We start from the raw sequence: 25918 nt of genomic DNA, 5'->3' as shown, positions 1-25918 counted from the left end.
CATGGGCCGCCGAAGTCGAGCATCGGTCCAAGGTGTCTTTTGGTCGTCGCTGCGGTGTAATTGATCAATCAACCGTGGCGAGTGCGGCAAGGAAGCACGCACGTGCCCAAACTCTCGATCTTAATCGCGGCGCGCGACGAAGCGCTGTTGGAAACGAGCCTGGTCTCTGTTCTGCAGAACCGGCCGCCCGACTGCGAGATTCTCGTCGTTCATGACGAGGGATACCAAGATCCCTATGAACTGGCGAGTGAAGTCCGCTTTATCGCGGCGCCGGCCGCGAGCAGCGAGCTCGAACGGCTGAACCGCGGGGTCCGCCATTGCCAGTCCTCGTTGGTGCATATCCTGCGCTGCGGCGCAGAAGTGACCGAAGGCTGGACCGCGGCTGTACTGCCCCACTTTGCCGATCCCCGCGTGGCGGCTGTGGCGCCCCTGGTGTTGGCGCCTGGTAGCCAAAGCGTCGTGGCCGCCGGAATTGATTATCGCGCAGGCGGATTACGCGTCGCGTGCCACGGTGCGCGACAAGCCAATGAACTAAGTGCCGAGCCGGCACCAGTGCTCGGCCCGGCGCTGTCCGCGGCATTTTATCGCGTCAATGCGCTGACGCTGTTGCGAGAGCCGTTCTGTCCCTCCGTTGGAAGCAATCTGGCCGATGTCGACCTGGCATTGCGATTGTCGCGCGCCGGCTATCGCGCTGTGCTCGAACCGCGGTCGCAGGTGCTCGACGCGCCGAAGCAATCGATCAGCCCACTGACGGATGCCTGGTTGGCCGAAAGGTTGTACTGGCGGCACGCCAGGCACTTTGGAACCGGGCGCACTCTCGCCGCGCATGCCACGGTCGTGGCAGCAGAGTTCGCGGGTTGCCTCGTCCGACCCCTGCGCGTGGGCAGCGTGTTAGGACGAGCCGCGGGCTGTTTAGAGCGAATGCTCTTCGGCGCTACGTATACGATACCTGCGCCCGAGCCAGTCGAGCCGCCATCGCCGGTCCGCGAACGAACCGATTTGCGAGTCGACAGTGGCACGACGGGGGTACGCCCCCAGCGACCTCGCCGGCAAAATGCCCCGAAGGTCGCCTAGGATAACTGTGTCACTCGTGGCCCGTTAGACTGCGTGAGCTTCGGCCGGCATCTTCAGTCCGTGATGTTCGTCGGCGTCGAGGCTGCCATCGTTCAACCGACTGGGGAAGAACAGCTCCGCGACACCGTCGAAAAGCTCGAGCTGTTTGGCGTCCTTGACCTGTTCGTGCAGCGATTCACGCAGGCTCTGGATCAACTGCATCGCCTCGGGCCAGCGCACGCTCATCACGGCGCCCACATCGCCGAGCAACTGGTAAACGCGCGCCCGAGTCAAATCCATCTGGCGTGCCACCTGGCGAACTGTTGCGCCCGAGCCATCCAACCGCAAGCGGCTGGCGGCCAGTTTCGCGATATCTTCACCCGCGTCGATTTCCACCTGAGCCATCAAGGGATCGACAAATTTCTGGCGAATGCTTTCGGCGTCGACCTCGATCGTGCGGCGCATCACAGCGCCTGCCCAATTCTCAATATTGACGACGAATCGAGGCACGATCTGCAAGGCCAGGTGCGGTTGCGCGTTGCTACCTGCCAAGAGCGAGTGCAGTGAGCCGAACACCTCGAGCACAGCGGTGACGCGCTTCTCGCCGTGCGTCTTCAGCGAACGAATCTGCGCCAGGCTCAACGAAGTGTAAGCATCGAGCGGTGTATTCCAGATGACGCGTGGCAGTCGCTGCAGTGACGGCGCCAGACGCCCCAGGGTTTTGCTTCCCAGGTCATTGTCGCGCACCGTTTGCTGCCATTGCACCCACAATGCCTCGGAAACCTGCGAGGCATCGACGTGATTTCCGTCGATGGCAGGGACTGGCTCTTCCGTAGTCACGGCCTCGATCGCTCCCGGCGGACTCGGGCTAGCGGCCCGGCGCAGTAGTTCGATTAGGCAATTGATTTTCTTCTGACCGATGCCAGGCGTGGCGAACAATTGTTCGAAGGGCATCGAGAACAATTCCCGCAACGTCTTCCCCATTAGTGCAATCGGGGAAGAGCGATCGGTGGGGAGCGCCCAGAACGCCAACGGCTTATCGAGCCGGTCGGCGAATTCCCCGGTGAGCAATCGCTTGCGCACCTCTTCGAAATTAGAAACCAGCCGATACTCAACGACCACGGAAGAACGATTCATTTTCATCGTCGATGTCTCCTACATGCTGCAGCGCTACACCCCAAAAAAGGGCGGGGCGTTGCTTCCCTGCGCGACGAACTGCGAAACAGCACGCTTAGCTCTTACTGTCCCTGGCCCTTGCTGATCGAGGCTCCCACAGCACTCGATCTTGGCTTCCTACGGCTGGGCCACAGCCACACCCACTCAGCTACCCGAACTCAAGATCCGAGAAATTCGTTTTTTTGTTTTAAAATCGTTGGGCACCCAAACTAATGGCTTATACCCACCGAAAGAAGTAGTACCTATCCCCCCTTTAACTCTTTCGGAATTATGCACGACTCAAATTTTTTTTCCAGTCCCCACCGGCAAAGTAGTCTCGTACTTGACCTGCTCAAGGACCCGGCATCGAAAATTGCCTGAAAACCATGAGCTGCCCGTTTCTTACGCAGTGGGCTTCCGATCGAAACCACCGTCCACTGCCACGTTAAGGTTCGATGAGGGCGTCCTGGTCACGACTTAGGACGATCTACCGTATCCCCCTGGTGGGCCACGATCACTGTTTATGCAATGCCCGTGCCGAACGGGTTTCAAGGGGCCAAGCGAACCGTCCGCGCGGTTTGCGACCACAAGACCCTTTACGCGGCAAAGCGAGACGTGGTTCAAACGGCATCACAGCGCGATCGGAAGAAATCCGGCCTGCGGCAACAGATCGCCGCGATCAGAACTCCAGCTCGAGCCCGTCGTAACCCAGCTCGGTGGCGGGAAATATCGCACGCGCGACGTCGATGCCGACGGGGTCCTTGGCGGTACTCAAGGGATTGAGATGCACGAGCACCAATCGACGCGCTTTGGCCGCGCGCGCGATTTCGGCCACGGGTGTTATGTGGCTATGGCCCGTCAGATCGGCCAGCGCCGTCTGCTGGTCGGAGAAATAACACTCATGTACGAGCAGGTCGACGTCACGCAAATTCTTGACATAGCTCGCGGTAGGACTGGCGATTGTGTCAGTGACATAGGCCATGGACCGTCCCGGCCAATCGAGCCGAAATCCAACGGCCCCGCCCGGATGATCGAGCGGAAAGTGCGTCAAACGTCCCCCTTCGGGCAGCTCGACGGGCCCCGAGAGTGGTACGAAATCGCATGGCGGATCAACGGGAAACAACAGTTCGTTGAATAAGTGTTGACGAACCGCGGCCAGCTTATCGGCCTCGCCATGAACGACCGCACGCGACACCGGCCGATCGTTAAGGACATCGATCAAGAACGTCAGACCCATCACATGATCGACGTGCGAGTGGCTGATGAAGATCTTCAACTGGTCAGTCACCAGGTGATCGCGCACGCGGAACATCCCGGTCCCGGCGTCGAGCACCACGCCGATCTCGGGCAGCATGAAACAGGCGGTATGCCGTTGGTCGTTCGGATGGTAACCGGTCGTCCCCAGGCACAACAGTTTCATAGCGCCACCAATTGCGGGCACGGTCACCGGGTTCCGAAGCGGCCGCCGGTGTTTTCCGTCTGCGGCAATGATACCACTTTCCCGCTAGCATCAAGCCGAAAGGCTTCGCGGATACCGAATTACCGCTGGCCGCATGGCATTTTGAGCGTCCGCCACAACGATATTCTGGGCTACCCAGCCGCGGACATTCTATATCACTCTTGCGCCGGCAGCACGATTTGCACGAGCGCTATTTCGGGGCTATCGGCGCAAGTAGCCGATCGAGCTGCTTTTGCAATCCGTCGCGCACCGCGCCACCGGCCGCGTCCCGCATGAACTGCGCTAGCGCGTCATTGAGCGCCTTGTGATCGAGCTCTGGATGATCGAGCGTGCCGGCAATCGGCAAACGTATCGACTTATCCTTGATGGCGGCTCCCAGCGCATTGTCGCGCAACCACTTCGGCGGGACAGCCATCTCGGCCATGATGGCCAGCGTCTGATCGAAACCGACCGATCCATAGGTACGCACCATGACCTCGGGGAATTGCAGCTCCAGGCCGCGGTGATAAACGCGTCCCTGGATCATCTTGAAATCGACCTTCGAATTCTGCGCCAGCTTTACGCTCGATGCGGCCCCCAGCACCGTGGCCAGCTCGCGCGCCAGCGGCCCAGGCTCGAGATCGATCGAGTGAATCAGGATCTGTCCGGCCGCTTCGCCGGCGCGCGGGTCGGCCAGCGGAAGCTGGCAACCGGCCATTTGCACCGAGAACAGACCATCGACGTGCGTTACGCCTGCCAGAATTGGCGCGGCGTACATCAGCCATTGCCGGCACATCTCGGGTGAGACGTGCATTTGCGTGATCAGCGGTCCGTTGGGGAGATAGAGCTGTGCCGGCCCCGGCGCCAATCGCACCATCGGTGCCAGTGAAAGCGTTCCACCGCTGACGCTCAGATTTGTCGGCGAAAGCTGGAAGATGCCCTTCGACAACGTCGCCTGCATATTCGTCGCGCCGACATCGAAGCCCATGAGCGAGGCGGTTTGCCAGCCGAGGTCCATTTTTCCTTCCAACGCGAGCAGCTCTTGTTCTCGCGATGCGGCGGTCGTATCGGCCCGCGCCAAGGCGCCGATCGGGCCGGCGAGCGAAAACGATCGCGATTCGCGTCCCGTGACTCGCACCTCGTTGTTCACATAGGGCTGCAACAGAATCGAGATCTTTTCCAAGTCATATTGCGTGGTGCCATTGAGCGTCAGCAAGCGCTCGCGTGACCAACGCTCGACCTTGCCCGTTGCGTTTAGCCGAACCGCTTCGGAGTTGACTTCGAAATTAGCGAGCTGCACGATGTCGTTGGGCTCGTCGTACGTGGCATTGGCCACCATGCGCAACTGCTTTTCGCGCCACGACTGACCGCCGGGTGTCGCGGCTGCCAAATTGTCGACCGTGACACTCATGTCCAAGCCCGGCGAGCGTTCGCTGAGGTCGGCTTTGAGCGTGCATGCCAGCAACCCCGAGACCTGAACGCTAGCCGCCTGACGTGGATCGTGCGTCCAGCGGTACAGAGTGGCCAGATTTCCTTGCAGATCGGCCTGGCCGATATGTTCGATTCCCGTGGGGCTATTGGCGACGAAAGATGCATCCTGCACGCGGCCGCCGACATCGGCCGAGGTCAAAGTCGCATCGGTAATGAGCAGGGCCTGGACAGCCGGCTTGATCGTACCGCTGGCCAGCACCCGCATGCGCGGCTCGTCGATGAACAGCGTCGGTCCCCAGGCGTGAAGCTGCGTGAGGTCTGCCTGGCATTTTTCAATGGTGACCGTTTCTTCCGAAACATGGACCGTGGAAACGCCGTCGATTTGTCCCGAGATATCCCAGCCCGGCGGTGGCGCAAACCACGGCTCGACACGTGCCAGCCAACGCGCCAATTCACCGCGCAAATGCGCCTCGACAGGCCAATCCGTTTTGGGGCCGGTGTTGCTGACGGGCGAAACCAGCGAAGCATTAAAGTCATCTGTCGCTGAAACGACTTCAACGCGCGCCGTATCGACCTGTGTGATTTCCTTGCCCGTTAAGTGCCCGCGCATGGCGGCCGTGACTCCCAGCTTGGCATCGGTCCACGCGGGCCGATTGGGGCGCGCCAACACGAAGTTCGTTGCCTGGAGCTCGACATCCGCTTCGAACGAATCATCAGTTGCCCGCTTCCATGTCATTCGGCTCCAACCGTCGCCTGCCAGCTTCAACTCGCCCAGGTCGAGAAACTGGCCGAGTTCTTCGGCCAGGCGGCCCAATTCGAAGTTGGCGGTCAGTCCGAAAAACTCAGGCGTGCCCGAACCTTCAAACTTCAAGAAATCGGATTGACCATTGAGCTGCTCGATAACGGGCCCTTGCGGGGTGTCATGCGCGGCCACGGTCACCAGCAGCGGATGGTCCCACGAGACTTGCCGTCCTTGTTCGGTCGCCAAGAGGCGCGTCGTTTCGATGCGACCTGTCAGGCCCCACTGACCGTTTTGTGGACCGCTGCGCAGGTCGACATGTACGGCCCCCTCGTCGATTTGCATCCCTTCGCGCACGCGCAGCGTGGCCGGCAGCACGCGCGAGAGTTTTGCCAGGTCGAGTGCGCCTTGTACCTGGCTTTCGCAGTGCGGCAATACATCCCACAACGACTTGACCCAGGTCGAATTAAGCGCGCCTAGATCGTCAATCGTGCCGGTGCAGGTCAGTTGGCCGACATCAGATTGAATATCGCAACGGCGAATTTCGAGGCGTTTGCCTTCGCGCACCAGTGTGCATGGGACGACGATGCTATCCATGCGCAGTCGATCGTCCCCCACCCAAGGACCGGCCAAGGCCAGCCGCGAGACGTTGATCTGTCCGTTCAACTCACCGCGCGGCGTATCGGCGGTTTCGGTGTTCCATTGCCCTTGCACGTTGGCTTCCAAGACACCGGCGAGCTCGCCACGTTCACTGGCGCGGCGCAACAGCGGCTCTAACAGCTCGAGCGAGAAGCCCTGAGCGACCAGCGCGAATTCACCATGGCCAGTCAGCAGCGGATTCGTCGTGTCATTCTCCGGCTCGCGCGGTTGGCCGGGCGTGATCTTTACTTGCAGTGAAAATTGTCCCTGCGGCTCGCCAGGGGCGACGCGGCCGGCGGCCGTGATCGCGAGGTCCTGGCCTGGGTCGCGCGGCACCGTGATGTCGCAATTGAAATCGTCGATCTGCCAGCTTCGGCCCGCGACAGTGTCCTCGATCGTGGCGACGCCTTGCTCGACGACGACTGAAAACCCTACCCGATGGGCAGCACTCGGCTGATCCGGATTCTGCGAAGACCAGGCCTGAACCGCATCTTCGACGTTGCTGTCGCGCTCGCGCAGGATGACGTTGACCTGCGGATGATCGATTTGAAAACGTCCCAAGTTGCTAGGGCTGGCCAGTAGTGCGAATAGCGTTTTGTCGCTGGCGATTTGCGGAATGCTGGCCATCGGTTTGCCGTCGGCATCTTGCACTTCGATATCGTGCAGGACAACGCGCGAGATCCAGCCCAGCGATGCGCCGCCGATCGTGATCGTTCCTTTGAAATCGCGCGACGCGATGCCCACCACGCTGTTCAAGACGGGGCCGAAGCCGGTGATGACGGGGGCAAACCACAACAGCGCCGGCAGCCCGATGAGAACGGTCGATCGAAGCCACCATCGGCGGCGACGAACGGGCGCCGCCGCGGCGGCTTGACTGGCGGATTGCTTTGCTTTCTTCGTGCTGGCGGCAGTGGCCATGATGGCGTTCCTTGCCCACTTGGAAGTAGACCACCCTTGAGAACCGGCATGCGGCGGCCGAACCGGGGCGGGTCTGAGAGATTCGCGACGCTCCTCGGGCGAATGCCACGGCATTCTAGCCCCAAAATCCTCGCACGGCCTAGAGCGGAAGGGCCGGCATTGGTACAGTCGTTAATCGGGTCTTGTGTTACGTATCGGCGTCGAAACGCGTTCGGCATACGACCGTCCGACAATCCCTGCCAAACTTGCTCGATCCCTCGCGCCAGCCCTGCTAGCTGACCGTCCTCACTTTTTCAGGAGCTCCAGGCACCATGGCCGACTATCCCAAGATGTTTCGGGTACGTCAAAAGTTCGAAGCCCCCACGGTCAAGGACGTGGCTGCCGAGGTTCGCAAGGAATTGTCGCGTTTGCCTCTGTCGGATCGACTCAAGCCGGGCCAGAGCGTCGCCATCACGGCCGGTAGCCGCGGCATCTCGAATATCGCACTGATCATCAAGGCCACGGTCGAGCATTTTCAATCGCTGGGAGCCAAGCCCTTTATCGTGCCTGCGATGGGGAGTCACGGCGGCGGCACGGCCGAAGGGCAGCGTCATATCATCGAAGGCTACGGCATCACCGAAGAATTCTGCGGCTGCCCGATCAAAGCCAGCATGGAGACAGTCATTGTCTGCCAGACGGCCGAGGGCTTTCCCGTGCATTTCGATCGCTTTGCCTATGAAGCCGATCACGTTGTCGTCGTCGGGCGCGTGAAGCCTCATACCGATTTCGTCGGTGACATCGAAAGCGGCCTGATGAAGATGATGCTCATCGGGCTGGGGAAGCACGAAGGAGCCAAGATCTATCACCGTGCGATCCAGAACTACAGCTTCGGGCAGATCGTTCGCAGCGTCGGCGCCCGCGTGCTAGAGAATTGCCGCATCCTGGCAGGGCTGGCCATCCTGGAAAACGCCTACGATCAAACGGCCAAGATCGCCGCCGTCGGGTCGCATGAATTCGAGCAACGCGAAAAGGAATTGCTTGTACTGGCCCGCCAATGGCTGCCACGACTGCCGTTCCGCGTAGTCGACATCCTGTTCATTGACGAAATCGGCAAGAACATTTCTGGCGCCGGCATGGACACCAACGTCGTCGGCCGCAAGTTTCAGTCACACACTGCGGCGCCCGAGGAGTATCCCAAGGTAAAGCGAATCGTGGTCCGCGGACTCACCGAAGAGACCAGCGGCAACGCGTCAGGCCTGGGCATGGCGGAGTTTTGCACCTCACGCACGCTGCGTGAAATGAATGTGGCATTCACGCGTATTAACTGCCTGACCAGCGGTCACGTCGCTGCAGCCATGCTGCCGGTCGATTTCGAAACGGATCGCGAGATCCTGAACGAAGCCTTACCGACCATCGGGCTGACCGAACCGCCCGACGCAAAGATTCTATGGATCGCCAACACGCTCGACGTGGCCGAAGTGGAATGCTCGCAGGTCTTCCTGGAAGAAGCCCGCGGTCGGGCTGACCTGGAAATCCTCAGCGATCTGCGCGAAATCCCCTTCGACGCCGAAGGGAACCTGCCGAAGTCGGTACACGACGTGGCAGAACTGGCCGGCGGACATCGGTAGTTCGCTATCACTGCAACGAGCGCAAAGGCGCACCTGGCGGAATGTTTTTTCCGTAGAGTTCTCGATCGCGCCTACTGCGGGTGCAACTGCCGCCAATTCCTAGCCTGCCGATCGGCATTGACCCAACTCGGCACCCCTCGTATCGTTGCCCCCCGATTCTGGGCCGTACTCTCTGGGCCGGTTTTGACCCAGCGACCCGATTGGCAAGGAAGTCGAGGAGTCCTCGGTATGCATGCTGCTTCGGCCGGTGATCAAGCGTTGCCCGATCCACAGACGGCGGGCGTTCCCCTGATCGACATGAACCGGCAGTACCAGCCGCTGGCCGCACAGATTACCGAGGCTGTCGGTCGAGTGCTCGCCTCGGGCCGCTTCGTGCTGGGACCCGATTGCCAGGCGCTCGAGAAATCGATCGCCGCGTATGCTCACGTGCCGCACGCGATCGCCTGCGCGTCGGGGAGCGACGCCATTCTGCTGGCCTTGATGGCATTGGACATCGGCCCCGGCGATGAAGTCATTCTGCCGAGCTATACCTTCTTTGCTACGGCTTCGGCCGTGGCACGCTTGGGGGCCAAGCCTGTATTCGTTGACATTGATCCGGCCACGTTCAATCTCGACACGTCGCTGATCGAGAGCGTGCGAACGGCGCGTACCAAAGCGATTATGCCAGTGCATTTGTTCGGTCAGTGCGCCGAGATGGATGCGATTCTATCGATCGCCAGCAAACACAACCTAACGGTTGTCGAGGACGCTGCCCAAGCGATTGGCGCGGAATACAAGCACCGGCCGGCGGGCAGCATGGGCGACGTCGGCTGCTATAGCTTCTATCCTACGAAGAACCTCGGCGGTCCCGGCGACGGCGGCATGCTGTCGACGCGCCGCCAGGACATCGCCGATCGACTGCGGCTGTTGCACCAGCACGGCATGCAGCCGCGTTATTACCATCAACTGATCGGCATCAACAGCCGTCTTGATTCGCTGCAGGCGGCCGTGTTGAACGTCAAGCTGCCGCATCTCGATCGTTGGACCGCTGAACGGCAACTGCATGCACGGCGCTATCACGAGCTGTTCACCGCGGCTGGCCTGGCGAACGTGCTGACGTTGCCGGTCGAGGCGCCCGAACGTCGGCATGTATGGAATCAATTCGTAGTTCGCGTGCCTGATGGGCGCCGCGACGCGCTGCGTGAACATTTGCAGCAGCACAAAATCGGCGCCGAGATCTATTACCCCGTGGCGCTGCACCAACAAAAGTGCTTCGCGTACTTGGGATACGGACCGGGCAGCTTGCCGAAGACGGAATTGGCCACGCGCGAGACGTTGGCTCTACCGATCTTCCCCGAATTGACGTTCCCTGAACAGCAATTCGTCGTCAGCAAGATAGCGGCGTTCTTCGGCGTTGGCCAGCAGCAACGGGTGCCGGCACCGAAGTTTCTCAAGCACGCCCAAGGCGTGGAAGAACGCAGCACACGCAAGCAGCTCTAGCAGCGCATGGTGGTTGCGGGGTATCGGTCGAGAGCTCGCGCTTGCTTGTTCGCGTATAGCGAAGAAGGACCGCGATCTGAACATCCGCGCGTACGGCGCATGGATGATTAGAAGTCGTACCAGATGCCCCAGCCGATGCGCTGTTCGAAGACGTTATAGAACTCCCATTGGGAGCTCTTGCCGTTGATGTACTGCATGCCGATGCGGAAGGTGCTTAGCGCCAATCCGCCGCGCCATTGCCAGCCGGCCTGCACGACGAAGAAGCCGCCGTACCCAAGCTCTTGCCGTTGGTCGCCGTATACGGCAAAGAACGGGGCACCGCCAGGCTTCGCGGGGCTGTAGTCGACGCCCCATTGCAACTCGACCGGTCTGGCACCATCTTCGGCTCCGAAGGCGTAATCGAATTCGCCGAACACGCGCAGGCTGTCGGTCACATAGCAGCCAATGCCCAACATTACCGAATCACGCACATAGTTAATGCGCTGGGCGATGAAGGCTGGATTATTGATCATCAACTCGTCGCCCATGTGCGAACTGAGGTGGTTGTAGCCCGTCTTGTATTGCCACTTGCCACGTGCGTAAGTGACCGGCAGACCCACGGTGTAATCGCACGACAGAAGCGGCGTGCTGGCACCGTACGGATTCAATCGTGGCTGTGCCGAGCCAGTTAGATCGACTTGAAAACCTTCAGGGCGATAAGCATTGGGCGTGCCGTATCGCAAGATGCCGACGCGGGCACCGAGCGTTGAATCCCAGACCGTGCCAACAAAGGGCGTGTTCAGGCGCGTGTCATGGTGCGGTCCCATAGCGCTGTCAGAGAGCCAGGCAGTGCCCAGCCTTGGTTCCTTCACGCCCGCCAGGTACGAGCGATACATCAACCCGGTCGGCAACCATTGCCACGACCAGGGGAGCGTGCTACTCGGACCCCAAGCGAGACCGATTTCGCCTTGGCTTGGCGGTCGCTGCGGCGCTTCGCCCAGCGCGACCGATTCTTCAAGCCCTGCCGCACCGGCAAACGGCGACACGCCATTCGGCACAGCGGCGCCAGGCGCTGTGCTGCCTGCAGGAGCGGGGCTGCTCGGCGCACCGCCACTGATGATCGAACTGGGGCTGGGGGGAAAGTTCACCGCGGGCGGAGCACTGGGCACCGCGGCGCCGGGCGGAACGACTTCCTGCCGGCGCGCAACCTGATCCGCGGAGGGGAGCCGGAACAGGTCTTGGGCGGGCGCAGTGCGTGCCAGCGCCGTCATGACGACGACGATCAGCAGCGCAGCGCGCGGACTATGGGCGCGTGATTCAAACATCGTGGGGGGCGCACGCGACCTGCGGGATTAGGTCGCGAGGCGTCAGGCGGGATGGGTCGTGGAACAAACGTTGCCACAGGCATCATCGGCAACTTCGCCACGGAGACCGCACGTGGAAGAACACGAATTTCGAGCAAACTCGCCGCAGCGCGACTTTGCACAAGTCGCGTCACCATTGACACCTACGCGTCGTCCTCTCAAGCAAAAATGGGCGGCAAACTATGACGATGCGGCAGGCTTTGGCGCGTGGTGAAAGTTGCCGGCCGTGGGCCGTCCGGCGGATTAATTTCGCCCTCCGGCAAAGTTTACCAAGGCGCGTTCCTCCCCCCCACATGACACACAAAGTGTGGTCGACGCGCGTGGTGCTGGCAGCAATTGGCCGGCGCTGTGGTAGGCTTCAGTAACGGGTTTCCGCTGGGAGCGTTCCACGGACAACCAGGAGTAAAAGTAGTCCAAAAGGGTTGCGAGCAACCTTGATTTGCCTTACTCTTACCCGCTCATGTAGTGCTGATCTGAGGCGCCGATCATCCATCGCCTGGCGGCAATCTGCCGTCCAAATCGGGGGGAGACGTCCTGCGTCGGAGAAGCGTGTCCGTTTTTTACGTTATACGTGCGCCGCGATCGCTGTTGGTCCGGCACACTTGTGTGGGCGTCGGGGTGTAGTAAGTTCTCCGCCGCAAGTTCTGTTTCGTGTGATAAGGAGTGGCGAGTTATGGCGTCGGGTACGATCAAGAAGCTGGTGCATGACAAGGGATTCGGGTTCATTCAGGGCTCGGATGGGGCGGACGTTTTCTTCCACCATTCCAGCGTGTCGGATCGGCAATTCGACAACCTGTCTGAAGGACAGAGCGTCGAGTACACAGTTGATTCAAACGGCGGTCCCAAAGGCAAGGGTCCGCGCGCGGCTTCGGTCACGCCTGTCTAAAGCGAGGCGATCGGCCGCGATCTTCATCGCTGGCCAGAGCGCCGCTTAAGTTCCAAGCAGACACAAGCCATTAGCGGCCTCGCACTCGCGAGGCCGCTAATTTTTTGCGCCCGCTGGTCACGTCCCCCGCTGGCTGCTAAATCGTGAAGCGGGGAGCGTTGACCCGCATTTCCGGCAGGCATACTAGAGCATGTCCATTCGCGTTTCGAATATTCGTCTTGGCATCGACGAAAGCGAGCAGGCGCTACCGGCGCATGCCGCCCGCGTGCTCGGTCTGCGCCCGTCCGACATTCGCCGCTGGCGGATTTTGCGCAAAAGTCTCGACGCGCGCAATAAGGCCGATTTACGCTTCGTGTACGCGGCCGAGGTGGACGTTGCCGCGGACGAAGCGCCACTCATCGCGCGGACCGCTCGTGGCCGATCGGGTTGTACCGCCGAACTGTTCAGCGAAGCGCCGTTCGTGCTGCCGCCGCCGGGCGAAGCGGCGCTCGACGAGCGGCCGATCGTCGTCGGAAGCGGGCCGGCCGGCCTGGCGGCCGCGTATTTCTTAGCCGCGGCTGGCTACCGACCGTTGGTCATCGAGCGTGGTCAGCCCGTGTCGGCGCGCGTGCGCGACGTGCAGCGTTTCGATGACGGCGGTGCCTTCGATCCCGAGAGCAATTATCTGTTCGGCGAAGGGGGAGCCGGCACGTTCAGCGATGGCAAGCTGACCTGTCGCGCCAGCGGGCCGGATGTGCAGCGCATCTTGCAACTGTTTGCTGATTGCAAAGGAAAGCCCGAGATCCTTTACGAGCATCGCCCGCACTTGGGAAGTAATCGCCTGCCGGCCGTGGTGAAGGCGTGGCGGCAAAGCATCATTGCCGCGGGGGGCGAAATCCGCTTCGCGTGCCGGCTGGAGGATCTCGATCTTGATGGAACCCGGCTGCGTGGCATCCATACTTCATCCGGATACATACGTTGCCCGCTGTTGGTGCTGGCGATTGGCCATAGTGCCCGCGATACCTACGAGATGCTGCACGCTCGCGGTGTACCGATGGAGCAAAAGCCGTTTCAATTCGGCGTCCGCATCGAGCAGCCGCAGGAGCAGGTGAACCGCGCGCAATATGGCGAGTCGCGGTTAGAAGCCCAGCTTGGCGCGGCCGATTATAGCCTGGTGGCGCGCGGCGAGGTGAACCTGTTCAGCTTCTGCATGTGCGCCGGTGGGCAAGTAATTCCCAGCGTCTCGGAGCCCGGCTATTTTTGTACCAATGGCATGAGCCTGTCGCGGCGTGCGTCGCCGTTTGCCAACAGCGGCATGATGGTCACGCTCGAGCCGGCGGATTTTGGCTCGCAGCATGTGCTGGCCGGCGTGGCCTTGCAGCGCCTCTACGAGCGGCGTGCCTTCGACGAGGGGCGCGGTGAATATGCTTGCCCGATTCAATGGGCCGGAGACTTTTTGGCGGGCCGCACCAGTCGCGGCACAATCTCCACAAGCTACACCCGAGCGCTTGTGCCGGGCGATCTGACGTCGCTTGTGCCGCCGACGGTGCTGAAAGCCTTGCATGCCGGATTGCCGGCCTTGGATCATCGCTGGCGCGGGCGGTTCCTGGCCAACGCCACGCTTGTTGCGCCCGAGGCGCGTGGCAGTTCACCCGTCCGCTTTCCTCGCAACGAAGCAACGCTAGAAAGCACAGGCGTCGAGGGTTTCTATCCCATTGGCGAAGGGGCCGGCTATGCCGGCGGCATCATCAGCGCAGCACTCGACGGCCTGCGCGTGGCCAAGTCGATTATCGCGCGATTCGCGCCCCTGGACCGGCGATAGAAATCTATCGTCCGCGCACGCCGCAGCGCGACGCTATTGACGTTCCGGATCAGCCTGACTGCGAACGCCCGGCCGTGCCGGCTGCTCATCCCCTTGATCGGGGCGCCAATCGTAGATGAACTCGCGCGGGTATTGGCTGTAACCTCCGTCGTAGCTCGGATAGCCGTAATAGCTGGACGACGGCGGATACAGACAGGGGCGATAACGATAGCCCGAGGTCTGCTTGCAAGCGTAGGCGGGATAGCCGGAGCAACCCTTGTACGGCCCCCAGCCCCATAAACCTCCCCACCACGGGCGCCATTGCGAGTAATAACCGCCTGGCGGGCCGAAGCTGCCGTAGGCGTTGTCGGCCTGGGCCGTCGAAGCCGCGAGTGACACCAGCGCCAACGCCAGCAACAACGGAAGCGATAAGCATCTCACGGCAAGCTCCTGAAAAATGCGCACGCGTTACGGCGCGGCCAAATGCGGCACGTCATGGCAAATACAACAGAGCGTTTGCCGTGAACGGGGCAACTGGCGGTCGCGCAAACTTTGCGGGTCAGTAGAGACAATCGGCGCGAAGACCAGTCCCCGAACAGAAAAAAAGCTTGCCGTTCAGTCGGGTGCCAGCATGCAATGCTAGATGGCTGCTATTTCGCGCTCGGATCGGCCGCGTCTAATTGGCGGACCCACGCTTCGTTGGCGGCGATATGCTTCATGCTTTTGCCCCCTTTGACGAAGTAGCTGTAGATGAAGTGCAGCGTGCCGTCCGCTCCCTGGATCACGGCCGGGTAGTGGTAGCTGCCATCTTCGTGCTTTTCGAGGTGCCGCGTGATCGGCCAGGTCTTTCCTTCGTCTTCGGAAATCGACACGGCCAGGCTGTTGCGTCCCTTGGTCGTATCGTTGTAGATCAATAGCCAGTGACCATTCGCCAGACGGACGCCATCGATTCCGGCACCGGGATTCGGCAGGTCAGCCACGCCGACAGGCCCCCAGGTTTCGCCGTCGTCTTTTGATTCGCTGATGCGAATCTTGTCGAGAATGCCGTTCTCGCGCATATAGGCGACCAACGTGCCATCGTTCCGACGCAGTACGGCTGGCTGAATGTTACCGAAACCGCAGATCGGCTCGCTGGCATGCCACGAGTTTCCGTTGTCGTCACTGATCGCCATGACGGAAACTGAATACGTGTCCGTATAGAGCGGCAGCAGGATGCGGCCCGAGGGCAATACCGTCGGTTTGCAGCGGGGCTGCCAGCCCAAGCGGTGCGATAGCTTGTCCTTCAGCATTTCGCGCACTCGTTCGGTGAAGACCTTGGCGCGGATGCTGGCCTGTTCTTTTTCGGCCCCCAGCGAATCGAGCGTGGCGTTCATTTTTTCGGCGAACCGTGGCGGTGCCAGCGGGATCACGCCTTGCCAGTCCCACTTCGGGGGACCGTCCCCCTGGTAATCGCTCGAGGTGCGATATTCGGTCAGACAGGATTCCCAGGTATTGGCCAGGATCAAAGGCCAGAACAGCCACAGTCGCTTTTGCGCGTCGATCATCATCGTGGTGTTGCAGTCCGGAAAGCCCGGCGTATCGACCAGCAAGAACGCTTCGCTCCAGTCGTTCCGTCCCTTACGTTGCCGGGCGCCGAACACTGCCACGTCGTCGGCCGATCGCTCGCCCGCCCCCCGATACCAACTGACCAGCAGGTCGCCATTGGGGCATTCGACAATGCCGGGCGCGTGGTTGTGCTGTGGGTTAAGGGGGAATACGAGCGATTCCCGATAGCTGGGCTTTTCGTCCGCGGCCTGAGCCCAGGCTGCGGACAGGCCGCTCACGACCAGGCAGGTGACCGAAATTTGGACAATCGACAAGCAGCGATGCGATTTCATGGGGTGCGAACCTAGGTGGGATGGGCGGCGGGCTTCGCTCGTAGTTTGGTTGGCTGACGGACAGGTGTCAACTTTCTAAAGACTTTCCGAGCGCTTACGAGCTATATTCCCCATTGAAGCCGTTGTGCCGCCGTCGCAGCGAGTTTCCGTTCAGCGCCTGGTCGGGGGCCCGGTTTGCGCTGAAGTCGTTTCCCGTCTACGCGGCGATGCCGATTTCCAGAAACAAGAAGTCTCTCGGGAATGACCGAAACATCAGCCCCTCCCCGCACGTTGGTCGTGGGTGAATTCCTCGAGCTTGTCCGCGAAGGGCATTGGGAGTTCGCTCGCCGTACAAACTCGCCGGGCGCCGTTGTCATCGTGCCTGTCACGACTGACGGTTGCCTGGTACTCATCGAGCAATATCGGATCCCTGTTCATTGCCGCGTGGTGGAACTGCCTGCCGGTTTGATCGGCGACTCGCAAGACGACGCCGATGAAACAGTCGAAAGCGCGGCCCGCCGTGAACTGCTGGAAGAAACCGGCTACGACGCGCTGGACCTGCGCGAGGTGACCTCAGGTCCTCCGTCGGCCGGCATGGCGTCCGAGGTCGTGACGTTTCTGCTTGCCACCCGGCTCGAGCGGCGCGGCGCCGGCGGGGGAGTGCAAAGCGAGCAGATCACGGTTCACACAGTTCCACTGCCGCGCGTGCCGCGTTGGCTGGACGAGCGGCGCGACGAGGGAAGCCTGGTCGACCCCAAGGTCTATGCCGGACTATTCTTCGCCGAGCGCTTTGTTACCGGTCACGTCGGCCCGGCCTAGGGGCTGCTGTGCGGCTTTGCTACGGGTTTCACGACGCCCGAACAGTCACTTTCGTAGAGCAAGTGTCCTGATGGCGCCATTCCCAGGCGACGATAGGTCGCCATCGCGGTGTGATTTTGCTGGTCGACGTAAAGTCGCAGCCCACAGACGTCCGGGGCGGCCTTGGCAAGCGTGCTGATGTAATCGTGCAAAGCGCGGAAGACACCGCCGCCCCGATAGCGCGGATGTACGTAAACGCTTTGAATCCACCAAAACACGCCGTTGCGCCAGTCGCTCCATTCGTAGGTGATCATCGTCTGGCCGACCACCTCGGTGCCGAGGACGGCGACAAAGTAGCGGCACATTTCCGGCTTACTCAAGGCGCGCTCAACGCCGAGCGTAAGAATGGCCGGATCGAGGTCCTTCTCTTCGGACTCAAGCGCCAGTTGGCGATTGAATTCGACGATCCTGCCCACATCGTCGATGATCGCCTCGCGAACAAGGATTTTGGGTGTCATGGCTTGACCCTGGCCTTCTCTACTGGCGGCAAGAAGAGGATTTGCTCTGTCGCGGCGTTCTTGCCGATGAGTTCACGAGCGCGCGGCTTACGCCTGCGTCCATGTCGCAAGCTCGTCGGCAATTTCACGCATTGTGATGTCGCGCAATTGCGGATCAGGGGTTAACGCGCGCCGCACGATGGATGAAAAAGGTGGCGCTAATCGCTGGGCCAGCGCGTCCGCGTCGACGTTACGAATGCGGTTCAATACCTGTAAGACATTGTCGCCATCAAAGGCGCGCACGCCAACGAGCATCTCGTACAGGGTCGCGCCGAATGCGAAGACGTCGGCAGCCGGAGAAGGCCGCTCGCCGTCGGCTTGTTCGGGGGACATATAGCACGGCGTGCCTGCCATTCCGCCCGACCCGGCGCCAAGGATTTCGGTCGTATCCTCGGGCTTCAACGGCGGGAGGCTGCGATGCGACAGGCCGAAATCGAGCACCTTCACGACCCCCGTGTCGGTCACGAAGATATTGGCCGGTTTCAGATCACCATGCGCCGTGCCGCTGGCATGTGCCGCGGCCATCCCGGCGGCGACCTGTTGCGCAAGGTTTGCACACTGCTCGACGACCATCGGTCCATCTTCGATGATCTTGGCCAGCGGCCGGCCAGCCAGGTACTCCATGGCGATCACCGGCACCCCTTCGCTACTATCGACGCTATATACCGTGCAGACGTTGACGTGGTTTAGTGCCGCGGCGATTCGTGCCTCGGCCAGGATCGCTCCCACGGTCATGCCGCTTTCGAGCTTCAGCACTTTAAGGGCTACGCGACGGTGCAACGTCGTGTCCAGCGCACGAAATACCGAGGCGAAAGCGCCGCTGCCGATCTGTTCTTCCAGCCGATAGTGCGACAGCACGCTGCCTGGCCCCAACTGTCGCTGCGCAGGTTCGATCGTCGTTTCGCCGGGGCTCCAATTTTCGGCGCACAACCCACCGGTTTGCAGGGCCGCAAGCACGCGCAAGATCTCTTCGGTCCGGCGCCCCACGCTGAGATTGTGAACGACCTGGAACTGCAAGACGCCGTTGGGATCGATGATGAACAAGCCGCGCAGGGCCACGTGTTGCGTTTCCAGGAACACGCCGTAGTTGCGACACGTGCTCCCTTCGACATCGCTGGCCAGTGGATAGCTCAGTCCCTGCAGGCCTCCCTGTGCTTTTGGCGTAGCGATCCAGCGGCGATGCGAATCGAGCGTGTCGGCGCTAAGGCCTAGCACGTCGCACCCTTGCTTTTGGAATTCCGCGAGGCGGGCGCCGATCGCTGAGAGTTCGGTCGGACACACCAGCGAAAAATCGCGCGGATAAAAGATCAGCACCAGCCAGCGGCCGCGATAATCGGCCAAACGGCTTCGACCCGCGGCCGACGTCGACGGCAAATCAAAATCGGGGGCAAGGTTCCCTACCACCGCGCCGGTTGCCATGCGTGCCTGACTCTCAAGGATTTACGTTCCGTCGCGGGTTTGGCCCGCCCCACAGCGCGAACTTACCTCACGGTGGACGATGTGACAAGGCAGGGATCAGGCGATGAATCGCGACGACTTGCCGAGCGCTTGGCGTGCAGCTCGCCCCTCTTGTGCAGTACCTATCACGATAGCTTCACGGCGACGAAGCGGATGCGCCGGTAGTCTGCAACCCAGCGATCGTCCTGCCACAGTTCGTCACGCAAACGATTCTCGACTGCCTGAAAGGCCGCTTCGCGCCGCGTCTCGTCGAGGGCCGAGAAATACGCGCCGGCGAACATCCGCAGCCAATTGCGCAATCCCTCACCCCCTTCATCGAGTGGCGTGGGACGGTCGAATAGCGTCGCAAAACGAACTTCGAAACCGTGAGCTTCCAGTAGCGGCGTGTACTCTCCGACACTGGGAAAGAACCACTGTCGCTTCACGTCGGCGCCGGCCAGGGCTTCGTTCACCGCAGCGATCATGCGTGCTACGCAGCCGCGCCCGCCAAATTCGGCGACGAATCTCCCGCCAGGACGTAGCGCCGCGGCAATCGCGCGAACGGCATCCGCCGGGGGATGCACCCAGTGCAGGACGGCATTGCTGAACACCGCGTCCTGCGGCTCGGCGACGGTGAAAGTCCGCGCGTCGGCGACCCGAAAGTCGAGCGCGGGAAAATTTCGCTGCGCTTCGCGAATCATATCGGCTGATGCATCGAGCCCCTGCACCTTGGCTCCGCTCTCCGCGATTCGCGCCGTCAACGGACCGGTGCCGCAGCCCAGGTCGAGGATCTTCTCGCCCGGCTGAGGAGCCAACAGCTCTAACAGGCCGGCGGCTGCCTTATAGACGAAGGAATGGCGTGCGTCGTAGAGCGATGCATCCCAGGTTTGCGCGGGTCGGGAAGAGTCAGTAGTCGCGTCGGTTGGTGTAGGCATGTTTGGGCGTGAATCCTGTGAGCGGAACTAATCATTCGCGTCGCCCGTCCGCATGACAACCGCTGGGTCAGCCGGGTTCGCCTTCGTCGTGATCAAAAGGGCTCTGCCGCGCCTCGTACTCCGCCAGGTCCTCCTCCGAATACCCAAAGTGATGGGCCAGTTCGTGAATCAGCGTGCGGCGGATTTCGTACGCGACCTCTGCCCGGCTGCGGCAGACCTCTTCGATGGGACGTTTGAACAGCAGTATCTGGTTCGCGGCATGTTCGCCGTATTCCTGCTCGGTCACGGCAAGGCCGGTGAACAGGCCCAGCAGCGTTTCTTCGTCCGGGTCGAGCCCGACGTCCTCGAGCATTTCTCGCGTGGGCTCGATCTGGACGTCTACGACGACATTTTCCAGCCAGTGCTTGAAAGGATCACCCAGTTCGCCGATCACGCGCTGCGCGAGGTCGACAAACTCCTGCATGGAAAGATGCGCTGATCTCATCGCGAATTCCGGTCGCGCTCGCGCGGCCCTTAGGATTCCGAGTCTCGGGCGTTGGGCACCCCGGCCGCCTGCGGATTGCCGTCGCCATGTCGCCAGACGCGCCAGGCCTCGAACGCGGCCGGAAGCACCGAGATGACGACGATCGCCAGCAGCACGACTTCGAAGTTTTTCTGCACCCACTCAACATTTCCGAAACCGTAGCCGAGGAACAAGCACAAGGAAATCCACAGCACGGCGCCGGCGATGTTGTATTTGGCGAATTGCGAATACGACATGCTCCCGACGCCGGCTAAAAACGGCGCGAAGGTACGGACGATGGGGACGAACCGGGCCAGGATGATCGTCTTGCCACCATAACGTTCGTAGAACTGGTGCGTCCGTTCGAGATACTTTCGCTTCAAGAAGCGTCCGTCGCGCTGCAGCACTTTGGGACCCATGAAATTGCCGATCGCGTAGTTCACGGCGTCACCCAGGACAGCCGCCGCGCCCAAGAGAAAAAAGAGCAACGCAATATTCAGCTTGCCCATGGCCGCGAAGGCCCCGGCGGCGAATAGCAGCGAGTCACCGGGCAGGATCGGTGTCACGACCAAGCCAGTTTCACAAAAAATGATCAAGAACAGGATCAGGTACGTCCATTTATCGTAATCGGCGATGAATTGCAGCAGATGGTCGTCAAAGTGCAGGACCAGATCGATCAGATATTTCAGGAATTCCATGCGTGACCACGATCCTGGGAAGTAGTTCGCGCGCGGCGTGCGCCAGCGACGGTGGGCCGCTGCGACGTGGCCCACTCGGTCCCAAAGTCTACTGCGCGAATTCGGCCGCCGGTAGTGCGACTGCGAGGGAGGGTGGCTACAATGCTGCGGGCAAAATGCCCTCGGAAAGCCGATTCACCCCTCTATTATTGCAGCAGCCTGTCCTTGATGAATCCGCAGGAATCTAACACGGCCGCGGTTGAAGAGACGAAGCCAACCGCCGCGCGGCGTCGCTGGCCGCTGCACACACGCATTCTGATCGGTCTGTTGATTGGCGCGGTTTGCGGCGCGGTCGCGAATTACTTTCGCGATTCGCTGCCGATGGACAAGGTTCTCGAATGGACCGACACGATCGGCCGCCTCTTCCTGCGGCTGGTGTTCATGATCGTGCTGCCGCTTGTGGTTTCCGCGCTGGCACTCGGCGTGCTCGAACTGGGTGATCTGCGGCGACTCGGACGTGTGGGCGCGCGAACGTTGCTGTTCACTTTTATTCTTTCGGCCACTTCGGTCGCGATCGGGCTGGGACTGGTGAACCTTATCCAGCCAGGCAAGCGGCTCTCCGAGGAGCAACGCATCGAGTTGCTCGCGCATTATTCGAAGGACGTCGAATCGGCGGAAAAGAAGGCCGAAGCGGCGAAGTCCTTGTCGAACACGTTGCTGGACATCATTCCGGAGAATCCGCTGCAAGAGATGGTCGGCGCCCTGGACGGTAGTTCGAAGGGAAACGGCATGCTGGCCGTGATGTTCTTCGCGCTCATGCTGGGTATTGCCCTGGCGATGAGTCCGGAACGCACGAGGCCGTTGGTCAGCGTGCTCGAAGGCGTTTTTGATGTCAGCATGGTCATCATCGGATTGGCCATGAAGCTAGCGCCCTACTGCGTAGCTTGCCTGGTCTTTGGCATCACGGCGCGACAGGGTCCCGAGGTACTGGCTACGCTCTTCTGGTTCGTGGCGACGGTCGTGCTGGGGCTGTCGATCCAAATGTTCGTCGTTTATTCGCTCGTGCTGGTCGGCGTAGCGAGGCGCAATCCCTGGCAGTTCTTTCGTGATATTTCCGACGCCGCGCTGACCGCCTTCGGCACGTCTTCGTCGAACGCGACATTGCCGATCTCGCTGCGCGTAGCGCGCGAGAAGTTGCGGCTACCGCCGGAGATTTCGCGGTTTGTGCTGACCGTTGGCGCGACGGGCAATCAAAACGGTACGGCGCTCTACGAAGGCGTGGTCGTGCTCTTTCTGGCCCAAGTCTTCAACCAGGATTTGACGGTCGCCGAGCAGTTCAAGGTCGTACTCATGTCGATCCTGGCCGGTGTGGGCACCGCGGGAGTGCCAGGGGGCTCGATCCCGCTGATCATGGTCGTCTTGCGCAGCGTCAACGTCCCGCCCGAGGGAATCGCCGTTATCTTGGGTGTCGACCGTCTGTGCGATATGTGCCGGACGGTGCTGAACGTCTCGGGCGATTTGGTGCTGGCCACGTGCGTAGCCGGAGAAGAGACCGCGGACATCTCAATCGATGCCGCACCACCGGCTTCCTAAATCTTGGCTGCCTAGACAGTGTTCTGGCTTACCACGCTGAGCGCAGTTCGTAGACCGTTACTGAACGTAATCTCGCCCGGCCGCCGCGTGTGAAGAACGCGAGGGTACGATTCTCGGCAGCCGGGGCCGCGGCGCTCGACAGGGCCATCTCGCCCGAGTTGCCGAAGATCTCGATCGAGCCACGGTCGGCCAGCAATCGCACGCGGATCACGTTATCGGCGGGCAGCAGCGGCGCCTTATGGGCACCGCACGACAGTTCGTGCCGTTCAACGTTGTAAGTTACCGGCACGCCGCGGACCGTGAAGCCGCACTCGTGCACGTCCCCCAGATCGATCTCGGCCTCGATGTCGAACAACTCACCCGTGATGTCTTCCAGGGGATTCTCGTCGGGCGACACGCGGACATCGCCGAAGGCGTGCAACGTCGACCGCAGCGATTCCAGCTCGTCGACCGGCCAGGCAAATAGTCGCGGGCCTGCCGACGTCGAACGCAATGTTAACTCCACAGGCACCGTCATCTGTTGATTGAACGGCATGCCGGGAAATGTGATTCCCTGTCCCCAACCGATCTGCACGCGGCGATTATCGGGCGCGTCGCTGAACGTCTGCGCCGCGTAGAAGTTGCCGTGCCACAGTTGTTGCTTTTCGGTGTCCGGCGTGAATACGCGACCGTCGAACTGACCGAGCACGTACTTGCCGTCGGCGCCATACAGCACCCAACGGGCGACCGTTTCATCGTCGTCGCTGGCGATCTCGAAAAGATCGGGGCATTCGAAGAACCCCTCGATGCGGCTGGCGAATTCCCAAATTTTCAAATCCGAGGACGTGTAGAACGCGATCCAGCGTTTGGAGTCGGTCTCGTCATAGATGGCCATCACCCAACGTTTGGTCGGCGCGTGCCATACCAGGCGCGGGTCGCGCCCTTGATGCTTGACGACGGGGTTGCCGTCGAACTCCGTCCACGTGCGGCCGGCGTCATTGCTGAAGGCAATGCATTCGCCGCGGCCGGTACTGGTGTACGCCAGCACCAACAGGTCGCCGTCCCCCTTCTTGAAGCCGGAGGTATTGTCGTGATCGATCACGGCGCTACCGGAAAAACACCAGTCGCCGTAGCGGCGCGGAGAGAGTGCGATCGGCAATTCGCGCCACGAGACTAGGTCGTCGCTGACCGCATGCCCCCAGTGCATGTTGCCCCAATTCCAGCCATAGGGATTGTGCTGGTAGAACAAATGCCACTCGCCGGCCGAGTAGACCAGGCCGTTCGGGTCGTTGAGCCAGCCGCGCGGCGCGGTGAAGTGAAACTGCGGCCGTTGCTTTTCGTGATAGATTGGCGCTAGCACGCGTGGTTCGTCATCGATCGTTGCCAGTTCCAGTGCCTGCGAGCCTTTCGGAAGGGCGTCGACCTCGATACGCAGGGTCTTGCCGCGGAATACCGAAACATCGGTCGGCCCCCATAGCGATATTGCGCCTGGAGGAATCTTCGGCTGCATTTTCAACGGCGCGGCGACCGATTTCGTGGTCGACGTTATGGCATCGGCAAGTTCGATATCGAATTCTCGCACCGTTCGTCCGTCGACCGTAAAACGTACGTGGCGTGGCGGCGCGCCGGTCCGCACCGGCAGGTTCAAATAGTGCGCTGTGACGGGCATGTCGCGGCTGGCGGGCTCGGCAGCCAGGCGACGATCGCTTTGTACGATTTGATCGACCAGCACATGCCCCCAGCCGCCCGTGTTGCGATCGACAATCCGAATCACCGCCTGCTTGCCCGCCAAATCCTGGACGTCCCAGCTTTGCCAATCCAGGTGTTCATTTCCGCCCCCCGCGGCGGGGCCGGTGGCGCTTTCGACGACGCGACCATCGACCACCAGATCGACACTCGTCTCGGTGGGGTGATGCCCACCGCCGACGAGCAAGTTGATATACCGGCGCTCGACCGCAAAGGGGGGCGAAGTGAGCGTTCCTTGCGTGGCATCACCGCCGCGAAAGGAATTTACCAGCCCTTGGCCGAGAAATCCGCTGACCGCCATCTGGTTGGGCAACGTGCCGCGCGCCGGCGCGGTGCCGAACGCTTCGCCTTCGCTGCGCCAGACGCCGTAATCATCCCCCTCGAAATCGGCCAGGACGATGTCGGGGCGATCTTCAGCGCGCGCAAGATTACAGGACGCCAGGAGAAGAAGGACAATTTGCAAAAATCGCATGCGAGGAATAGCCATTTCCGGGGCACCGGGTGCATGAGCGACGCACGCACCTGTCGAGCCTCTGGCCCCCAGTTTGCCTGTCGAAGGCCGCGACTGCAAGCTGCCGAAAGGGAGTAAGATTCAGCCCCCGATCGGCCTGGATTAGAAGCGGGAGATTCATCCGCGGTTTCATCCGTTTTCGATGTATACGTCGGGCCAAACGCCAATCCCGTCCGGCGGAATGATTCTGAGTTAAATGACCCCATGTAACGATCGCTACAAGAATCAAATCCGCTCTCGACCGCACGGCCTCGGCGGCAGATACATTTCTCGACCGTCGTATTGCTGAAGGCTTTCAATCACTGGTAGCAATTACACACTGGCCGGGCTCAAGCAGTTACAGCAACTCGCGGAGCTTGAGATCTTGAATGTCGATGAGAGTCCTCCACTGCCTCCGGACTGGCTCGACGAGTTGAATATCGCGCTGCCACGCTGCGCCATCAATTGGCAATCAAACGCAAGAGAGTGGCAATACAGAACCAACCCAGCTCGATGTAACGCAATCGAATCGCCGGCGGATGTTACAGCCAACGAGCCGCTGACTCGGAAGTTGAACTTCAGAGCAGAATCTCACCAGATGTTTCTTGACGGCGCCACAACGACATTGGTACTGTCAGCGCCATGAGCTACGTCTCTCGCCACTGGCGAGAGTTGTCCTCGCGCGTACGAGCGCCTCACGACGGCATCTCGATTTGGCCGTCGGTCACGCTCGGCAGTTTGGGTTCGTGCAGGGAAGAGGTTGCGTAGTAATTCATTTGGCGTGTGGGGCATGCCACGGGGCCGTCGTTTTCGCCGTGATGCATTCGTGGCACGCCGGTTGGTTGCGCGGCTTTCGTTTTTGAGCCGCGAGGGCTGAGCG

Annotated in this window: 19 protein-coding genes; 7 read left to right on the top strand and 12 right to left on the bottom strand. The window is 61.1% G+C overall.

Annotated elements, in window-relative coordinates:
* Nucleotides 1–102 precede the first annotated feature (102 nt).
* On the top strand, nucleotides 103–1074 hold the full coding sequence (locus tag VGN12_10330; GenBank protein ID HEY4309836.1) for a glycosyltransferase family 2 protein: 972 nt from the start codon (nucleotides 103–105) through the stop codon (nucleotides 1072–1074).
* 24 nt (nucleotides 1075–1098) lie between these two features.
* Here VGN12_10330 and VGN12_10325 read toward each other — a convergent pair whose 3' ends face one another.
* The 3 genes from VGN12_10325 to VGN12_10315 all read right to left on the bottom strand — a co-directional run bounded on the left by VGN12_10325 (nucleotide 1099) and on the right by VGN12_10315 (nucleotide 7373).
* Nucleotides 1099–2196 (bottom strand): hypothetical protein, encoded by a 1098-nt coding sequence (locus VGN12_10325; GenBank protein HEY4309835.1) that lies wholly within the window; start codon nucleotides 2194–2196, stop codon nucleotides 1099–1101.
* Between the two features lie 691 nt (nucleotides 2197–2887).
* On the bottom strand, nucleotides 2888–3628 hold the full coding sequence (locus VGN12_10320; protein ID HEY4309834.1) for an MBL fold metallo-hydrolase: 741 nt from the start codon (nucleotides 3626–3628) through the stop codon (nucleotides 2888–2890).
* 229 nt (nucleotides 3629–3857) lie between these two features.
* A complete protein-coding gene (locus tag VGN12_10315) occupies nucleotides 3858–7373 on the bottom strand; it encodes a hypothetical protein (protein ID HEY4309833.1) in 3516 nt (1171 codons plus the stop codon).
* Between the two features lie 311 nt (nucleotides 7374–7684).
* On the opposite strand from VGN12_10315, the gene VGN12_10310 reads away from it, so the two are divergent.
* Both VGN12_10310 and VGN12_10305 read left to right on the top strand, forming a co-directional pair.
* Nucleotides 7685–8980 carry a lactate racemase domain-containing protein gene (locus tag VGN12_10310; GenBank protein ID HEY4309832.1) on the top strand — a complete coding sequence of 432 codons (1296 nt, stop codon included), beginning with the start codon at nucleotides 7685–7687 and terminating at the stop codon, nucleotides 8978–8980.
* A 228-nt stretch (nucleotides 8981–9208) separates the two neighbouring features.
* Nucleotides 9209–10459: a DegT/DnrJ/EryC1/StrS family aminotransferase gene (locus VGN12_10305; GenBank protein HEY4309831.1), complete on the top strand. Its 1251-nt coding sequence runs from the start codon at nucleotides 9209–9211 to the stop codon at nucleotides 10457–10459.
* Between the two features lie 107 nt (nucleotides 10460–10566).
* On the opposite strand, the gene VGN12_10300 is transcribed toward VGN12_10305, so the two are convergent.
* Nucleotides 10567–11763, bottom strand: a complete 1197-nt coding sequence (locus VGN12_10300) for a DUF1207 domain-containing protein (protein HEY4309830.1) — start codon at nucleotides 11761–11763, stop codon at nucleotides 10567–10569.
* A 712-nt stretch (nucleotides 11764–12475) separates the two neighbouring features.
* Between VGN12_10300 and VGN12_10295 the strand changes: the two genes are divergently transcribed.
* Both VGN12_10295 and VGN12_10290 read left to right on the top strand, forming a co-directional pair.
* Nucleotides 12476–12688 carry a cold shock domain-containing protein gene (locus VGN12_10295; protein ID HEY4309829.1) on the top strand — a complete coding sequence of 71 codons (213 nt, stop codon included), beginning with the start codon at nucleotides 12476–12478 and terminating at the stop codon, nucleotides 12686–12688.
* Between the two features lie 190 nt (nucleotides 12689–12878).
* Nucleotides 12879–14489 carry an NAD(P)-binding protein gene (locus VGN12_10290; GenBank protein ID HEY4309828.1) on the top strand — a complete coding sequence of 537 codons (1611 nt, stop codon included), beginning with the start codon at nucleotides 12879–12881 and terminating at the stop codon, nucleotides 14487–14489.
* A gap of 33 nt (nucleotides 14490–14522) precedes the next feature.
* Here the strand turns inward: VGN12_10290 and VGN12_10285 are convergent, their stop codons facing one another.
* Both VGN12_10285 and VGN12_10280 read right to left on the bottom strand, forming a co-directional pair.
* On the bottom strand, nucleotides 14523–14909 hold the full coding sequence (locus VGN12_10285) for a hypothetical protein (protein HEY4309827.1): 387 nt from the start codon (nucleotides 14907–14909) through the stop codon (nucleotides 14523–14525).
* A gap of 209 nt (nucleotides 14910–15118) precedes the next feature.
* Complete coding sequence (locus tag VGN12_10280) at nucleotides 15119–16345, bottom strand: sialidase family protein (GenBank protein HEY4309826.1); 1227 nt, start codon at nucleotides 16343–16345, stop codon at nucleotides 15119–15121.
* Nucleotides 16346–16585: 240 nt separating this feature from the next.
* Between VGN12_10280 and VGN12_10275 the strand changes: the two genes are divergently transcribed.
* Nucleotides 16586–17143, top strand: a complete 558-nt coding sequence (locus tag VGN12_10275; GenBank protein HEY4309825.1) for an NUDIX hydrolase — start codon at nucleotides 16586–16588, stop codon at nucleotides 17141–17143.
* Here the strand turns inward: VGN12_10275 and VGN12_10270 are convergent.
* The 5 genes from VGN12_10270 to VGN12_10250 all read right to left on the bottom strand — a co-directional run bounded on the left by VGN12_10270 (nucleotide 17140) and on the right by VGN12_10250 (nucleotide 21251).
* Nucleotides 17140–17640 (bottom strand): GNAT family N-acetyltransferase, encoded by a 501-nt coding sequence (locus tag VGN12_10270; GenBank protein HEY4309824.1) that lies wholly within the window; start codon nucleotides 17638–17640, stop codon nucleotides 17140–17142. The two genes, VGN12_10275 and VGN12_10270, sit on opposite strands and share 4 nt — an antisense overlap.
* An 87-nt stretch (nucleotides 17641–17727) precedes the next feature.
* Nucleotides 17728–19098: a redoxin domain-containing protein gene (locus VGN12_10265; GenBank protein HEY4309823.1), complete on the bottom strand. Its 1371-nt coding sequence runs from the start codon at nucleotides 19096–19098 to the stop codon at nucleotides 17728–17730.
* A gap of 164 nt (nucleotides 19099–19262) precedes the next feature.
* Nucleotides 19263–20051, bottom strand: coding sequence for a methyltransferase domain-containing protein (locus tag VGN12_10260; GenBank protein HEY4309822.1), 789 nt, complete (start codon nucleotides 20049–20051; stop codon nucleotides 19263–19265).
* 67 nt (nucleotides 20052–20118) lie between these two features.
* A complete protein-coding gene (locus VGN12_10255) occupies nucleotides 20119–20514 on the bottom strand; it encodes a metallopeptidase family protein (protein HEY4309821.1) in 396 nt (131 codons plus the stop codon).
* Nucleotides 20515–20564: 50 nt separating this feature from the next.
* Nucleotides 20565–21251, bottom strand: coding sequence for a DedA family protein (locus VGN12_10250; GenBank protein ID HEY4309820.1), 687 nt, complete (start codon nucleotides 21249–21251; stop codon nucleotides 20565–20567).
* Nucleotides 21252–21458: 207 nt separating this feature from the next.
* Here VGN12_10250 and VGN12_10245 point away from each other — a divergent pair, with 207 nt between their 5' ends.
* Complete coding sequence (locus tag VGN12_10245; protein HEY4309819.1) at nucleotides 21459–22823, top strand: dicarboxylate/amino acid:cation symporter; 1365 nt, start codon at nucleotides 21459–21461, stop codon at nucleotides 22821–22823.
* 28 nt (nucleotides 22824–22851) lie between these two features.
* On the opposite strand, the gene VGN12_10240 is transcribed toward VGN12_10245, so the two are convergent.
* Nucleotides 22852–25020, bottom strand: a complete 2169-nt coding sequence (locus tag VGN12_10240) for a glycoside hydrolase family 32 protein (protein ID HEY4309818.1) — start codon at nucleotides 25018–25020, stop codon at nucleotides 22852–22854.
* Nucleotides 25021–25918: the final 898 nt, after the last annotated feature.

The organism is Pirellulales bacterium, from assembly GCA_036499395.1.
In the GTDB taxonomy this organism is placed as follows: Bacteria; Planctomycetota; Planctomycetia; order Pirellulales; family JACPPG01; genus JACPPG01.
The sequence above is the reverse complement of the archived record's forward strand: the minus strand, read 5'-3'. Positions and strand labels throughout refer to the sequence as shown.